The sequence below is a fragment of the Sphingomonas larreae genome, from assembly GCF_051400595.1.
Lineage (GTDB): Bacteria > Pseudomonadota > Alphaproteobacteria > Sphingomonadales > Sphingomonadaceae > Sphingomonas.
The window spans coordinates 482792-498437 of the sequence record NZ_JBLFFI010000003.1; the positions used below are offsets into that span (position 1 = coordinate 482792).

General features: G+C 66.9%; 14 protein-coding genes. 3 read left to right on the plus strand and 11 right to left on the minus strand.

Annotation, left to right across the window (positions count from 1 at the left end; genetic code table 11):
- Nucleotides 1-16: 16 nt before the first annotated feature.
- From ACMGDM_RS13835 to ACMGDM_RS13855, 5 genes are all read right to left on the minus strand, one after another.
- Nucleotides 17-874 carry an NADPH-dependent oxidoreductase gene (locus ACMGDM_RS13835; protein ID WP_436804688.1) on the minus strand — a complete coding sequence of 286 codons (858 nt, stop codon included), beginning with the start codon at nt 872-874 and terminating at the stop codon, nt 17-19.
- Nucleotides 867-1565, minus strand: a complete 699-nt coding sequence (locus tag ACMGDM_RS13840) for an ABC transporter ATP-binding protein (RefSeq protein WP_436804689.1) — start codon at nt 1563-1565, stop codon at nt 867-869. Before ACMGDM_RS13840 ends, ACMGDM_RS13835 begins: the two co-directional genes overlap by 8 nt.
- Nucleotides 1566-1630: 65 nt before the next feature.
- On the minus strand, nt 1631-2530 hold the full coding sequence (locus tag ACMGDM_RS13845) for an ABC transporter permease (protein ID WP_436804690.1): 900 nt from the start codon (nt 2528-2530) through the stop codon (nt 1631-1633).
- The gene (locus ACMGDM_RS13850; protein WP_436804691.1) at nt 2527-3624 is read right to left on the minus strand and encodes an ABC transporter substrate-binding protein; all 1098 of its coding nucleotides are present in this window, start codon (nt 3622-3624) and stop codon (nt 2527-2529) included. The genes ACMGDM_RS13845 and ACMGDM_RS13850 overlap by 4 nt, the downstream gene beginning before the upstream one ends.
- On the minus strand, nt 3624-3962 hold the full coding sequence (locus ACMGDM_RS13855) for a hypothetical protein (RefSeq protein WP_436804692.1): 339 nt from the start codon (nt 3960-3962) through the stop codon (nt 3624-3626). Before ACMGDM_RS13855 ends, ACMGDM_RS13850 begins: the two co-directional genes overlap by 1 nt.
- Nucleotides 3963-4126: 164 nt before the next feature.
- Between ACMGDM_RS13855 and ACMGDM_RS13860 the strand changes: the two genes are divergently transcribed.
- Entirely contained in the window at nt 4127-6736 is a 2610-nt protein-coding gene (locus ACMGDM_RS13860; protein WP_436804693.1) for a TonB-dependent receptor, read from the plus strand.
- A gap of 149 nt (nt 6737-6885) precedes the next feature.
- On the opposite strand, the gene ACMGDM_RS13865 is transcribed toward ACMGDM_RS13860, so the two are convergent.
- From ACMGDM_RS13865 to ACMGDM_RS13885, 5 genes are all read right to left on the minus strand, one after another.
- A complete protein-coding gene (locus tag ACMGDM_RS13865) occupies nt 6886-7722 on the minus strand; it encodes a heparin lyase I family protein (RefSeq protein ID WP_436804694.1) in 837 nt (278 codons plus the stop codon).
- Nucleotides 7723-7803: 81 nt separating this feature from the next.
- Nucleotides 7804-8937 (minus strand): glycosyltransferase, encoded by a 1134-nt coding sequence (locus ACMGDM_RS13870; RefSeq protein WP_436804695.1) that lies wholly within the window; start codon nt 8935-8937, stop codon nt 7804-7806.
- A 104-nt stretch (nt 8938-9041) separates the two neighbouring features.
- Nucleotides 9042-10208: a glycosyltransferase family 4 protein gene (locus tag ACMGDM_RS13875; protein ID WP_436804696.1), complete on the minus strand. Its 1167-nt coding sequence runs from the start codon at nt 10206-10208 to the stop codon at nt 9042-9044.
- Nucleotides 10205-11533, minus strand: coding sequence for a hypothetical protein (locus tag ACMGDM_RS13880; RefSeq protein WP_436804697.1), 1329 nt, complete (start codon nt 11531-11533; stop codon nt 10205-10207). The genes ACMGDM_RS13875 and ACMGDM_RS13880 overlap by 4 nt, the downstream gene beginning before the upstream one ends.
- Nucleotides 11530-12903 (minus strand): O-antigen ligase family protein, encoded by a 1374-nt coding sequence (locus tag ACMGDM_RS13885; RefSeq protein ID WP_436804698.1) that lies wholly within the window; start codon nt 12901-12903, stop codon nt 11530-11532. The genes ACMGDM_RS13880 and ACMGDM_RS13885 overlap by 4 nt, the downstream gene beginning before the upstream one ends.
- 254 nt (nt 12904-13157) lie before the next feature.
- Here ACMGDM_RS13885 and ACMGDM_RS13890 point away from each other — a divergent pair, with 254 nt between their 5' ends.
- Together ACMGDM_RS13890 and ACMGDM_RS13895 are read left to right on the plus strand one after the other, a co-directional pair.
- Nucleotides 13158-14111, plus strand: a complete 954-nt coding sequence (locus tag ACMGDM_RS13890; protein ID WP_436804699.1) for a D-glucuronyl C5-epimerase family protein — start codon at nt 13158-13160, stop codon at nt 14109-14111.
- Nucleotides 14108-15379 (plus strand): glycosyltransferase, encoded by a 1272-nt coding sequence (locus ACMGDM_RS13895; RefSeq protein ID WP_436804700.1) that lies wholly within the window; start codon nt 14108-14110, stop codon nt 15377-15379. Before ACMGDM_RS13890 ends, ACMGDM_RS13895 begins: the two co-directional genes overlap by 4 nt.
- Here ACMGDM_RS13895 and ACMGDM_RS13900 read toward each other — a convergent pair.
- The gene (locus ACMGDM_RS13900) at nt 15350-15643 is read right to left on the minus strand and encodes a hypothetical protein (protein ID WP_436804701.1); all 294 of its coding nucleotides are present in this window, start codon (nt 15641-15643) and stop codon (nt 15350-15352) included. The two genes, ACMGDM_RS13895 and ACMGDM_RS13900, sit on opposite strands and share 30 nt — an antisense overlap.
- Nucleotides 15644-15646: the final 3 nt, after the last annotated feature.

Genomic DNA, 15646 nt, shown 5'->3' on the forward strand with positions numbered 1-15646 from the left:
GTCAAACGTGGTGGGATCAGTCGAGGCGGAAGCCGAGGCGGTGGAGCACGTCGCGCAGCGCGTCGCGGCCGGCGAGCGACCCGGCACCGCGTACGCGTTGGCTCGCCTGCTCGCTCCAGTCGCGCTCGGGCAGTGTCTGCTCGCGCTGGAAACCGCGCAGCCGCGCGTCATAGGCGGCGATCGCGTCGGGGCGGTCGCTCGCGCCATAATGCTCTCGGAACAGCACCGCCTCCTGCGGCAGTCGCGGCTTGACCGAGGCCGGCGCGGCGGGATCGGGATAGCCGACGGTGAGGCCGAACAGCGCGAAGGATCGCGGTGGCAGCGCGAGCTCCGCTGCGACCTCGACGGGCTTGTTGCGGATGCCGCCGATATAGCAGCTTCCCAGCCCGATCGCCTCGAGTGCGACAACCGCATTCTGCGCCGCCAGGGAGGTGTCGACCGCGCCGAGCAGGAAGCTCTCGAGGAAGTGCAGCCCGTCGGCGGGGGTGCCGAGCCGGTCGCCGATGCGCGTCAGCCGCTGGTGGTCGACGATCCACAGCAGGAACAAGGGAGCCTGAAGAATTTGCTTCTGGTTGCCCGCGAGCGCCGCCAGCCGCGCCTTGCGCGCGGGATCCTCGACCGCGATGACGCTCCACGGCTGAAGGTTCGAGGAGGTCGGCGCCGATTGTGCGGCCGCGACCGCGAGCTCGATCACGCCCGCAGGCACCGGAGCGGAGCGGTACGCGCGCACCGAGCGGTGCGCCATGATCGTGTCGAGCGTTTCGTTCCACGCGATCGGAAGGTCGAGCGGTGTCCGGTAGCGATCGTACAGCCGCCCATCGCGCCGATCGGCGACGGCGTCGGCGCGGAACGCCAGGGTCGTCGCCTCAGCCATGATGCACCTCGGAAGCGGGCGCTGGCGCCGTGTCCTCAAGATCATCGATCACGTCGTCGACGCCCAGCAGGTTGCGGAGGAACGTGCGCAGCTCGGCCATGCGCACGCGACGAGCAAGGCCGGCGTCGGGAAGCGCGACCGGCAGGTCGGCTGCGAGCCGCCCCTGATCAAGCAGTACGATCCGGTCGGCGAGCAGGATCGCCTCATCGATGTCGTGGGTGACCAGCAGCACCGCGGGGCGATGCGCATCGACCAGTCGGCGCAGCAGCGCATGCATCTGCACCCGCGTGAGTGCGTCGAGCGCACCGAACGGCTCATCCGCCAAGAGAAGCTCGGGCTGGCGCACCAGCGCGCGCGCCAGTGCCACGCGCTGCTGCTCGCCGCCCGACAGCTCGTGCGGCCAGGCGCGCTCGCGCCCGGCAAGGCCGACCTCGGCGAGCACCTCCCCTGCCCGCGCGCGCTGACCCGAGACACCCAGCAGCACGTTCTCGAGCACGCGCGTCCACGGCAGCAGCCGCGCGTCCTGGAAGATCACCGACAGCCGCTCAGGCAGACGGATCTCGCCAGAGCCTTCGGCCTCGTGGTCGATCTCCGCGAGTGCGCGCAGCAATGTGCTCTTGCCCGATCCGCTGCGCCCGAGCAGCGCCACGAACTCGCCCGGCGCGATGTCGAGGTCGATCCCGTTTAGCACGCCTTTTTCGGTGAACGAGCGCGTGAGGGAGCGGACCTGAACGCCGCGCGACTCTTGCCGGGCACTCATCGACCGAGCGTCCGGCGCCAGCCGAGCAGGCGGCGCTCGAGCTGACGCACCAGCGTATCCGAGCCGAAGCCGAGCAAGGCATAGACCACCAGGCCGACGAGCATGACATCGGTCTGCGCATAATTGCGTGCGAGCGTGACCATATAGCCGATGCCGCTGGTTGCGTTGAGCTGCTCCACCACCACCAGGGCGAGCCAGGACGAGGTGACGCCGAAGCGCAGGCCGGTGAGGAAGCCGGGAAGCGATCCCGGCACGACGACGTGGCGCAGAAACTGCCAACGCGTCAGCCGCACCGTTTCGGCGAGCTCGACATGGCGGATGTCGATCGCGCGCAGCGCATTGTGCGTGTTGATGTAGACGGGGACGAAGACCGCGGTGGCGATCAGCGTGACCTTCATCGTCTCGCCGATGCCGAGCCACAGGATCATGAACGGGATCAGCGCCAGGATCGGCACGCCGCGCTTGATCTGTACCAACCCGTCGATGACGTAGCCGCCGAGCAGCGACAGGCCCGACAGCAGCGCCAGCACGGTCCCGATCGCGACGCCGAAGCCCAGCCCCGTCATCGCGCGGCCCGCGGAGACGGCGAGATGCTCCTGAAGGCGGCCGTCGCGGATCAGGTCCGCTCCCGTCGTGATCGCGGTCCAGGGGGCGGGCAGGATGCGCGGATCGAGCCAGCCCGTCGCCGACAGCACCGACCAGTAGAGCAGCAACAGACCGGGGCCGAGCAGAATGCCATAACGCGCCGGTGTGCCCGGGCTCAGCCGCTGACGGGGGGCGCGCGCCTTCAGCGACGACAAAGCGCTCGTCGGGGCGCTCGTCGGGGCGCTCGCCGGAGCGACCGGCGGCAGCTCCTCCGCCGCCGCGACGCTGAGTCCGTACGAAAAAGCATTCATGACGGCTCTCTCCTGTCGCTTGCTGCGGCGTCGCCCGCGATCGATTCGAAGCGGCGGTCGAACAGCGTCGCCGCATCGAGGCGCGGGCGGCCGGTCTCCGGGCCGAGTGTGTCGACCGCGGCCTGCTCATAGGCGATGGCGCCGTCCCAGCGGCGCGGTACCGCGACACCGGCGATGTAGTTTGCGAGCACGCGCGCGTCGTCGAGCGGCAACCCGCGCTTGCCGGCGTAATAGCCGCGGGCCAGCTCCTCAGGGTGCGCGTTGACCCACGCCTGACCGCGACCCCAATATTCGGCGAACAGGCGCAGCGCCGCCGCCTTTCCGGGATCGGCAAGCGCGGCCTCGGGGACGTACACGTTGCCGCCATCATCGCGGAACGGCGGATGCTGGAGCAGCCGCGCGCCGCGGGCTCCGTGGTCGCGAATGTAGCGCTGCGCAACCAGATCGTTGCGGATCGGTGCGGCATCGACTGCGCCAGAGGCGAGCGCATTCGAATAGACGTCCCCGCCGATGCTCGACGGCAGTTCGACCAAGGTCACCTGATCGCGGTCAATGCTCGCAGCTTTCAGGGTCTCGATGACGACCTGTGCCTGCACCTGGCTGGGACTGAAGGCGATGCGCTTGCCGCGCAGGTCGGCGATCGTGCTTATCCTTGCTCCCGGCGCGATGCCGAAGACATAGGCCTGCCGCCCCGACCGCTCCGCATATTCACGAAAGGCGATGATGCGCACCGGTATGCCCGTCCATACCGCATGGATCGGCGGCACGCTGGCGCCAAACCCGACGTCGAGCACGCCGGCGTGAAACGCCTCGGTCACGTCGGGGCCACCGGTGATCTCGGCCCATTCGATACGGAACGGCAGCTCCTTTTCCCAGCCGTTGTGCTCGAACACCCAGCGCGTGACGGGATCGCCGACGCGCAGCACGACCCCCGGCGGCACATGCCGCGGCAGCGGCGCGGCGAGCGAGAGGCCCGCCGCGGCCTGTGCCGCTTCACGGGCGGGCGCGAGGATCACCAATAGCGCGATCGACACCGCCACGAAGACGGCGAGCGCGGCCGATCCCCTCGGCCAGCGAGTGGCGGCCCGTGCCATCAGGCGGCCACCGAATCCGCGGAAGTTGGCTCCAGCCGCTCGGAGCAAGGACGTTCACCGATGAAACCGCGGAGCGGAAAGGCGGCCCCGGCGTCCTCCATCGTCGCGTTATCGAACCTGCGATCGCCTGCATCCCAATCCTGCCCGAGGTGGCCGATGCGGCGCGTGCCGGGAACCGGCACGACGTCTCGGGCAAGCGGGAAAGCGAGACCGAGCTGCGCACGCGAGACGCGCAGTCGCACTGTCAAATTCTCGATTGGACGGCGGCGCCGGCGACCGGCGGTCTCTTCCGATCGGATGCGCGCAGGGCCGCCTATCACCTTGACTCGCATAATCATCTACCCTCCCGCGACGTCTATCGACGTGTGCAGCGGCAGCCCGAGCGCTGCGATGCAGAAAAACTTCGGCTCACACCAACAATCCCTACTTTATCGATCGGGAATCAAATCGCTAACAACGCCTGCTAAGCCGATCGGGATTAGATCGGCAAGAGGGGGAATCGATGAGAGTGGATCAACGCGTTCTTGTCTGCGCCCTGCTGGCGACCGCTTCGACGCTCGCACCCGCGCGGGCTCGGGCGCAGGACCGGCGGTCCGCCGGCCTGCCGGCGCAAGGCGTCGAATTGGCGCTGATGGAACCGAACGCACCGCCTGCAGCACGCGACGGCGAGGTCGTGGTCACCGCGCGTCGGCGGGCGGAGAACATCCGTGACGTTCCGATCTCGGTGCAGGCCATCAGTGGCGAGACGCTGGAGCGGAAGGGTACGATCGACCTGCAGAGCCTGATCGACCAAACGCCTGGCCTCAATTCTACGGGCGGGAACCCGCGCAACTTCTCGGTAACGATCCGCGGCATCGGCTATGCGCCGACCGCGGCCGACGGGCTGGACAATGCGATCGGCGTCTATTTCGACGGCGTATACCAGGCGCGTCCTGGTCAGGTGCTGCAGGACCTGGTCGACGTGCAGAGCTTCGAAGTGCTTCGCGGGCCACAAGGCACGTTGTTCGGTCGCAATGCCGCGGCCGGGGCCCTGAACATCACCTTCAACAAGCCGAGCTTCACGCCCGGCCAGACGCTGGAGCTGACTTACGGCCGCTATGACTTCGCGCAGGCCAAGGCGATCGTCACCGGACCGATCACCGATAATCTCGCCTTTCGCACGGTGGCGTTCGGCACGCGTGCCGACGGCTGGATTTCGACGCCCTTCCGCCCCGCTTTCAAGGCGGCGGCTGACCGTCAACAAATCGCCGCCCCCACCGCAACCGACGAGACGACAACTGCGGGCACCAAGCGCTGGGGCGTGCGCCAGCAGTTCCTGCTTAACGCGGGCGATCTGACGCTCAACCTGGCGGGCGATCTCAATGTCGAGAACGACAGCTCCGCCGGCTTCAGCTCGGGTGGCGGCATCGTCGAGTTGTTCGGCCCCGGCGATTGGGGGATCAACACCACCGCGGCACAGCGCGCGCGCGTATCGAACGCGTTCACCGCGCTGGCGCGGCTAAATGACTTCGGCGGTGTGCAGAACTGGGTGCCGGCGGTCGATCCCCGCACCAGTATCATCAACAATTACAACCGAACCAAGACGAAGAACGCCGGTATCTCGCTGACCGCCGACTATGATTACGGTTGGGCTACGCTAACCTCGATCACGGCGTGGCGATTGTGGACGTTCGATCCGCCGCAGGACAGCGATACGTCACCGCTCGACATCTACCAGAACATGGCGATCAGCCACAGCGACCAGTTCAGCCAGGAGGTGCGGCTCGCTTCGAACCGGCGCAGCCAGCTGGAGTGGCAGGCGGGTGTGTTCCTTTATTATTCCAAGCTGGAGGATCATTACGTGGTCCACCAGTTCGGCGCCGACGTCATCCCCTGGTACAATGCCTACAATACCATCGCAGGCACCGCCTTCACGCCGATCCCCCTCTCCTTCCGTTCGCAGCTGACCGGCGTGCAGATCATCGAGGTTACCACCGTCAGCAACCGCACCGCAGCGGTTTACGGACAAGCGACGTGGCATGTCACGGAGCGGCTCGATGCGACAGGAGGGCTGCGCTACACTTACGATCGCAAGAACGGCACCAGTCCCGTCGACACCAGCCAGCTGCCGACGGCGCTGCCGTCAAACATCACCAATGCGCAGTTGCTCGCCTTTTACAACGCTATCGATGCGGTGCAGCGCAATCCCGGCGTGGTCTATCGCGTGCCCGGCTATCCGACCACGGTAGCGACGAACGGCTATCCGCTCAACCTCGAGACGTCGAACGACAATCTCTCAGGCACGTTCAGTCTGTCGTACAAGATCACACCCGAGATCACCAGCTATGTCACGTACGCGACCGGCTTCCAGGCCGGCGGGCTGGATCTCAACAACCGCTCGCTTAACCCGTCGGCGCCGCCGATCCAGCCCACGACCACCACCAACATCGAGGCAGGCGTGAAGGCCTCGCTGCTCGACCGGCAGCTAACCGTGTCGCTCGCAGCCTATCAGGAGAAGCTCGACGGCTTTCAGACGTCGATCTCGTTCGTGCTGCCCGACGGTACGCCGCAGCGCGGCGCCACCAACGTCGGCGATATCAGGGCGCGCGGGGTGGAATGGAGCGTGGCCGCAAACTTCGGTGACGGCCTACGCCTGACCTTCGACGGTAATTACAACGACGCCGTCTATACGCGCGCGCCCTCGCTTCCAGCACCCGCCGAGCTCAGCTACAACGGCGTGGCCAACATAGACGCCAAGGGCCAGCGTGCGCCCTATTCACCGAAGTGGGCGCTTTCGGTGACGCCGTCATGGGACGTGGAGGTCGCGCAGGGCACCGAATTTTACAGCTACGCGCAATTCTCTCACACCACCGGGTATGGAACGGGCGTCACGCAATCGATCTACACGCAGGTGCCCAGCCAGTCGAACTTGAACCTGCGCGCTGGCCTGCGGTTGGACAGCGGCAGGTACGACGTCTCGCTCTTCGCCAACAACGCCACCAATGAACGCAACATCATCTCGCAGGCACTGCTCGCGGCGCCTTCCGGCGCAGGCGTGACCGCCTATCTGGGGCGGACGGTGAACTACAATCAGCCTGCGCGCTACGGCCTCACGCTGCGTGCTCGCTATTAATCGAAACGTCGCCGAGCCGGTCAAGACCTGCTGAAGCGGCTCGCGACGCCGCCAACGTGCCTGCCAAGCCTGATTGTTACCTCCACGGGCGTAAACGTCGGCGAGGTAACAATCATTGGCTGGCTAGCGACACGAGGGGCCGCGGCTGATCACCTGATCGCTGCGGGCCGCGCGACCATCGACAGCATGGACGTGGTGGTGATGTTCTGATTGGCGTACTCCACCGCGAGCGTGCTGGTGGAATCCTTCTCGCGGTAGATGCCGAACTGATAGCGCGGGCCACGCACATCGTTGTACCCGACCGCCACATTACGAAGGTTCACGATGGACTTGCCGTCGCGCCATACCTGCAAGATGCCTCGGCCGGCATAATCGAAGCGGATGCGATAAACGAAGTTCACCCAGGTATCGAGCGGGAAGCTGCGATCTTCGTAGACGGTGCGGGGATTACCGGTGCTGGCAGCCGTCTGACGCTTCTCTCCGTCAGACCGGGTGGAAATCTTGAAGATGCCGTCGGTGAAGCTTTGCGCAAGGACGGGCGACATCGACGTATCGTCGGCGTCAGGCACGGCATGCCACTGACCGACAACCACCCACTTGCCGTCCTTCGCCACCTGTCCGCTGATGCGCATGGCGAAAGACTGCCAGATGTCGGTCCGCCAGGGCACCGTGTTGCAGCTCGTCGAGCGCGAATATTGCGCAACCATCTCGGTGCGATCGGTTCCGGCGCCGGCACTGTTGCCGTCATGCGCGCGCGACTCGAAACGCCAGACGCTCGGTGACACCTGGCTGATCGCATAGGGACGTGCCGGCGCCGAGGGAGAGAAGACGAAGGAGCCGATCGTCGCCGGCGCAATGCTTGACCAAGCGGAGCCACGGCAACCCGCGAATGGGTCCTTTGCCTGTGCCGAAGCAGCGACAGGCAAAGCGGCGACTGTAAGCGCGGCCATACAGACGGCCGATCGGGCGTGAGAGGTGAAGAACATGCAGGCTCCGCATGACAGTCGTTTTTAGATGAATTCCTCCCCTAAACGCATACTATTAACAATCGATGGCTGGCCTCGGCCTCAGGTGCGGGAGAGCGCCGGCGCCCAGGTTTGATAGGTCTTGCCGCGCAGCGAATCGATGATGCCCAGATAGGTCGCGGCAATCGACAGCAGCAGCTCGCTTGCCGCGCTCGCTACCGGCACGCCGCGCTGCCCCAGGAAGAACACGCCCGCACCGGCGACGACCAACCCCGCCCCCATCAGCGGCAGGCCCGCGAGCGCGAACATAAGGATGGCACTCACCGCCGCCACGGTCAGGGTCACCATGCCGAACCAACGCAGCAACTTGTGGGAGACGTACTTGTACAGATCGCCGATCGAGTAGGTCCTGCGGATGGTCGGCCAGAGATAACGATGCGTGTTGAAGGCGCGGCACGCGATCCGCCGCTTGCGCCGGAACTCGTCGGCGGACACCGTCGCACTGCGCTCATAGGCGACCACATCGGTGGCGTGGATCAGCCGATGGTTCTGGAACGTCACCGAAATCGAGGCGATGAAGTCGTCGAGGAGGTGCCCGGGCACCTCAGGATACAGCTCGCGCCGCACCGCGAAGATCGAGCCGTCAGCGCCCATGATCGAACCGCAGCGCGACTCCAGCTGCTTGATCGCCTCTTCCAGGCGCCAATAGGCACTGCTGACCTGCGCGGTCGTGCTCTCATCGGGGTTCACGTACACCAGCGTGCCGGCGACGCCCCCGACCGTGGGATCGGAGAAATAGCTGAGCAGCGGATCGATCGACGCCGGATCCAGAATGACATTGGCATCCGTGAACACGAGAATGTCGTTGCGGGCCATCGTGACGAGCCGGCGCATGCCGAGCGCCTTCCCGGTCCGCTTCGCGCCCGACACCGGACGGATCAGGTTGCCCTGCTGCTGGAGCAGGTCGAACGTGCCGTCGCTGCTGCAGTCCGAGTAAGCGAGACACTCGATATCCGTGCGGTCGGCGCTGATCGCACGAACGTTCTCGACCTTGGACGGCAGCGATCGCTCCTCATTGTACGCACAAAAGAGAAGACTGGCGCTCGGCCGCGGACGCGCACGGTCGATCACCACGTCCTTGGCCGGGAACAGGTACAACGATGCCGGGTAAGTGACATAAGGGTGGACGAACAGAAAAAGCGCCACGATGCAGATGATGCTGAAGAAAACGAGCATGTTCCCCCTCCGCTGTCGGAGTACGGTAGACGTGAATACGACCCGGCATTGTTTGTCGTTATCGAAAGGCTATCTAAGGCCCGCGCCGCGGGAGGCGACGGCGGCTAGCCAGGCGGCCCCGGACGCGCCCAGAAGCCGCGCTCGACCATCGCTTCCGCATACAGCCGCCCCAATCGAGGCCAGCCCGCGACTTCCTCGATGCGCGCACGGGCGGTGGCGGCGTCGGCGCGGCGCTGTTCGCGCGGTACCGCGAGAAACGTGGAGATCGCGGCGGCGATCGCGCTGACGTCCGCGGCGTCGGCGACGGTCGTCCACCCCTCGCCGCCGGTCGGCAGGCTCGCGGCGCGCGCCGCCGCGGTGCCGATCACCGGAATGCCGTTCGACACGGCGGTCATCGACACGCCGCTCTGCGAATCGAAGTCGGCATAGGGACACAGGAAGGCGTCGACGCCAGAGTAGATGGCGGGCAGTTCGGCCTCATCGATGAAGCGGGCCTGGACGTCGAAGCCGGCGCCGTCGGATGGCAGCGCGTCGAGGCAGGCGCGCCAATAATCGGCGTCCTCGCGACGCGGCGCGCCGGCGATGCGCAGCTCGACGTCCACGCCCGAATCACGCAGCTGCCGCACGGCGCGGATCGACTCGAGCACGCGCTTGTTGGGGCGCAGCGACCCGAAGACGAGCAAGCGGGCCGGCGCGTCGGGCGCCGGCGGTATGATGCCGGGAACGGTGAAGACACCGTGATAGAGCGCGGCGATCCGCTGCGCCGGCACACCGGTCGCGGCGAGGCGCCGCGCCTGCTCGTCCGTGGTGGTGAGCACGAGATCGAAGCGACGGTAGGCCCAACGGTAGAGCGCCCGCTCGACGCCGCGAAGCCGCGCGGGAAAGCGCAACGTATGCGGATAATAATCGTGCAGGTTGAGCGCGATTGGCGCCCCGCGCAGGCGAGCGGCCGCGATCGGCAGCAGGCTGGCGGGAAGCGACGGGGCAAGATGGACCATGAGAACCGGCCTGTCGCGGCCACTGCGCCGGACGATCGCGCCGGCGAGCTGGGCGGAGAGGCGCACGAGATTGGCCAGCTTGGCGACGCGTCGCCGCGACGCCGGCGGGACGAGCACGTCGTGCGACGTTACCGCGAACGCATGCTGTTGCGGCGGCGACACGACCTGTACCGCTACCCCGGCCTGCTGGATCGCATTGGCGAGCTCGACCGTGAAGCGGCCCATGCCTGATCCGGACGATTCGGTGACGAGCATCAGCTCCGGCGCGCTCATGCCTGTGCTCCCCGGAGAGCGTTGGACATCGACGCGTTGCTTTCAGGACGGCGGACGATCACCATCAGGATGGTCAGCGCCACCCCCAGCTCGATCGCGGCGCCAGCGGCGACCGCGGCGACGAAGCCGAATTGCCACCAGGACAACACCCGCGCGAGATTCGCGACGACGTAGCCCGCAGTGGTCAGGGCGGTGTAGAAGCGGGCGTGGCCGAGCGTGAACGAGAGACGGCTGAGCATAAGGCTGGTCCCTTGCGCCACCAGCCACAGCGCGTATCCTGGGATGAGCGCGGCGAGCAGGTCCGCGTTGGCGCGGCTGAAATGGCCACCATGCGCCGCCAGCTCGGGCAGCCAACGACGCGCCACCACCAAGGCCAATGCCACCACCGCGAGCGCGGCCAGCGTGGCCAGCACCACGCGCGTCGCGAAGGCACGTCGCGCCCGCTCGTCGCGCCGCGCGGTATGCACCATCGCCATGTTCGACAGCGGATTCACGAAGAGACCGTTGGCGGTAAGGCAGAGGCGCTGCGCCAGCGATGCGGCCGAGGTCGTGCCCACGCCGGAAGCAGAGGCGAGCACCAGCACCACGCTCTGCGTCAACAGGAAGCCGCCGGTCTCGATGCTCGCGTAAAGCAGGTTCGGCAACAGATCGCGCCGGATGGAGCGTCGTGTCGCATCGACGTCCACGATCTCGCCGCGCGGGTCAGCCGTGTCGACCGGTCGCAACGCCCGCTGTGCGAAGCCCGCGGCGACAAGGGACGCGATGCAGAAGGCGCCACAAAGCAGCAGCAGGACGTTGCCGCGTGCGCTCAGCAGCGCCCCGGCTCCCAGCAGCAGCACGAAGGTCAGATTGTTGGCGAAGAGCAGACCCTGCGCGCGGCCGAACCGCCCCCGCGCGTTCGAGACCGCCGCACCGAGCCCTACCCGTCCGAGCATCACGCAGGCGCCTGCCATCATCGCCGCTGCGGCGAGATCCTGTGGACGCTCGTGCACGCCACCGATCACGATCGCGCCGATGAGAAAGGCCAGCGCGATCGCGACGCTGGCGATGGTCGCCCAGCGCCGCATCAGCGGCAGCTGTGCCGCTTCGGGCAAAGCGCGGGCGCCGGTCGCCCAGACGATATAAGCGGTGGCGAACGGACCCGTGACGTAGGTGATCAGGTACGTCGGGATCGCGGAGAGCTGGTAGAAGGCGTCGGTTGCCGCCGACAGGCCGAAGCCCGCGGAAATGATCAGCTCGCGCCCCAGCCCGACGAAGCGCGAGGCGAGAACGAAGGCGAGCGGCAGCAGCACGGCCGCGATCGCGCGAAGGCGCGCGCGGTTCACGCCGGCCTCGCAGCGGACGCGCGGTGTCGTGCGCGTCGGCGCCGACGCGGCTGGTCCGATGCGATCGTCACCGCCAGTGCGGCGATCACAATCGCGTCGAGCGCGGCGTCCGCATAGGACATCAGACCAGTGATCTCCACGAACCCCCGCAGGAAGACGAAAAGGAACAGGACGAGCGCCTGGAAGCGCTGCTCGCGCCGGTTGAACGGCAGATTGGCGAGCAATCGCGTCAGCAACAGGCTGTAGGACGCGTACAGACCCGCCAGGCCGATCAGCCCGCGCTCCGCGAGGGTGTTCATCCAGACGTTATGGAACCCGCCGGTCCGCAGCGCCGCGGTCGATTGCATCTCGTACATCGTACGATAGTCCGCCGCGCCGAGATTCTGCTGCACGATGTCGATCCAGGTGTGGACGCCGTGGCCGAACAACGGCGCGTCCCACCAGCCGCGCAACCCGATCTGCCAGAGCCCGGCGCGACCGGCGAGACCGTCGGCGATCACCGAATGCGCGATAAAAGGGATGGAGAAAAGAAAGCTCAGGACGATGGCGCCGATCACGATCGCCGACAGCCGGAGCGCCTGGCTGACGCGAGCTCGCCCGCTGTTCCAGCTGCGCTTCGACAATGGCAGTGCGATCAGGGCGGAGAGAAAGAACAGCCCGATCGGCGCCCGCGCGCCAAGGATGATCGACAGCACCGTGAAGAACGCAACGAGACCGCGGCTCAGGAACCGCTCTGGACCGGTCTGCGGGCTCGCCAGCGCGGCGATCATGCCGGCGAAGCAAACGGTATTGGCGCCGAACCCCGTGGTCAGCACCAGTTCGTTCTTGGAGGCGCGAACCGCTTCCCACGACCAGCCGTGCTGGAGAAGCGGGATCGTCATGATCGTACTCAGCACCGCGGCGAGCGTCGCCGCGCAGAGCAGCGCGATCTGCACCTGCGCCCGCTTCTCGCGCGACTGCGCCGCCGCGTAGACTGCGGCACCAATGACGACCATGAAGATTTGCCGGGCGTAATCGGAGACCTGGTCCACATTGAGGAAAACGCACATCTCGATCATGGACGCGGCCAGCCATGGCACGAAGGCGATGGCGAAGGTGATCGCCGCATCGACGTTCAGCCCGCTGCGGCACGCCACCAAGACGAGCAACAGCGCGCCCAGACGCCAGGCAAGGCCGCCGACACCAGCGAGAGAAGAGGTAAGATCGCCACCGAAGCCGAGCGCCAGGAGCACACCGATGGCGAGCGGCAGAGCACCCCAGCGCCGCACGAAAGCGTGCAACGGACGGCGCGGCGGCTGCGCCTCGGCGGCGCGCCTTGCTGGCGCGGGACGCAGGTGAGCGCGCCCGAGCGTCGGCTCGACCGTATTCACCGGGCCCTCGCGGCCAAAATGGTCGCCCTGCTCCGGCGAATCATGGTCTTTCCCTGTGCTCCTTAGTTCCCCAAGGGCTAGCAACTCGCCGTTCTTACACAACGGCTTACCGTATGGACTTGACCTAACCGTCCTGAATCGAGACAGCTAGATGAACGTGGCCTTAAGCGTTAAGTGCGTCCAACTGTAGACGTCCGCATCGTGGCAGTTGGTGACAACGTGCTCTCACGGAGCGGCCGCAAGGGTGGAATTGCATGATCCGTCGATATACGATGCGTTTCGGTAAATGGCTTCGCTACGCTACGGGAAAAAGCTACCAGCACGTGCCGCAAGGCGTGGGGCAGGCGTTTCGACCCTGGGCTCTTGAAGGCTATTTTAACGATCTCACTGGCAAGGCGCAGTGGGTTGGCGCGACCGGGGCCCACGGCGTCCCCGTCGTACAGACGGACACCGACCCAGCCTTCAGCTTCCCGATTGTCGTCTTCCAATGGGCGCTCGGCAATTGGGACGCCGCGCTGCTCGGCCGCGTGCCGGACGGCAAGGAACGCCTGCTTCAGGCTGCGCGCTGGGCAGCTGAATCGATCGATGAGCGAGGTGGCTGGTCGTGCTGGCACGCGCTGCGGCGGCCGACGATCTCTTTCTATTCGGCCATGGCGCAGGGCGAAGGGCTGTCCGTTCTGGCGCGCGCCGCGGTTGCCGACCCGGACGGGCCGTGGCGGGCGGTCGCGGACCGCGCCTATCACTTCCTGATGAATTCCGGTGCAGAAGGGCTCACCCGACGCTTCGACGGGATCCTCGCGCTGGAGGAATATCCGGGAGAGGCGATGCCAGCCGTTCTCAACGGCTGGATGTTCGCGCTCATCGGGATCGTCGATTATGCCGTTCTGACGCAGGATCCCGAAGTGGCGGCGCAAACCCGCACCCTTGCCGCGGATCTCGCGCGCGCGCTGCCGCGCTTCGATACGGGCTATTGGTCGACCTATGACCTCGCCGGCAACCTTGCCAGCCCATTCTATCACGACCTCCACATCGCGCAGCTCGACGCGCTGGTCCAAGTCTTTCCGGAGCAGAAAGAAAGCATCCTCCGGACGCGCGACGCCTTCGCGCGCTATCGCCAGAGCCGTACGAAGCGGGCGCGCGCGATCGCGGTGAAGATCGGGCAGAAGCTGCGCCAGGCGGATGTCGGCGAAATGCGAGAGGCGTCATGACCAGGCAGGCAGGCGAGCGTGCGTTAAAGATCGCATATCTCAGCAAGGAGATGCCGTTCGGCGCGACCGAGGCATTTATTCTCCCGGAGGTGGCGGACCATCTCGCCGCAGGATGGGACGTGTGGCTCGTGCCGCTGTCCCAGGCGGCGATGGTGCACGGCCAGCACCTGCTCGACCGTACCCTCGCCGCGCCGGTGGTCTCGCGGCGCGTGCTCGCCGGCGCGCTGGCCGAGGCGGCGCGCCGGCCCTGGCGCGCGCTGACGACGCTGGCGACGATAGCGCGTGCGCCGAGCCCCGCCCTGGCGCTCCGCAATCTCGCGGTCTTCCCGAAAGGATTGTGGCTCGCCCGCGAGCTGAGGCAGCGGCAATTCGATCACGTTCATATCCACTGGATCGCGGCGCCGGCAACGATGGGCGTGGTGGCCGCGCGCATGGCCGGGGTGCCATACAGCATCACTGCGCATCGCTATGATATCGCGCAGGGCAATCTGGTCGGATGGAAGGCGGAGGGAGCACGATTCGTCCGCGCGATCGACGCGCCGGGGGCAAGCGAATTGGCGATCCAGTTCCGTCCGCATACGCCGGCACCGCTCGTGCTCCACATGGGCGTTACGGTGCCGCCGGTCGCAACGACGCCGCGGGCCGGTGCGCTGGACGAAGTGCGCATCGCCACCGCGGCGCGGCTGGTCGACAAGAAGGGCCACGTCTACCTGATCGAGGCGCTACGGCTGGCGCGCGACCGCGGCCAACGCGTCCACCTCGACGTCTTCGGTGACGGCCCCTTGGGCGCGTCGCTGCGCGAGCAGGCGGAGCGACTGGACGTGGCCAGCCAGATCACCTGGCATGGCGTGACGGCCCATGACACGTTGCTGCAGGCGCTCACCTCCGGGCGCTATGATGCATCGGTCCTGGCCAGCGTGACCGCGGCGGACGGCGACAAGGAAGGCATTCCCGTCTTCCTTATCGAATCGATGGGCGCGGGACTGCCGGTGATCACCACCGCCAATGGCGGGATCGCCGAGCTCGCCGGCGACGGCTGCGGCCTGATGGTGCCCGAGCGTGATGCGCCGGCGATCGCAGAGGCGCTGGTGACGCTCGGCCGGGATCACGGGCTGCGCGTCGAGCTGTCGAGACGCGGTCGCGAGCGCGTGCTCAACGATTTCGAGATCGGCGCCTGCATGGCGCACTTCCGATCGCTGGTGCAAGGCGGCGAGCCGTCGTCACGCCTGGCCGCGCCGTCACACCCCGTCGGTGCCGTCGCTGGCTAGGCTTTCACGCGCGAGCTCGAGATGGTCGGGAGGCAGCACCGGGTAGCGATCGGTCGCGGCCAGATCGATCGCTTCCTGCTGACGCTGTTCCGGGGCGACGAGGTCCGGCGCTACCGCGGGGAGCGGTGGCGCCACCGGCCGGCTTGCTGCGGCGATGGCCCCACCGCTCACCACGACCACTCGGCTGGTGCCGGTCTCCGCCACCTGCCCGCACGCTGCCGTCAGCAGCGCCAGTAAACAACCATGCACACCCGTAAACCGCACCAG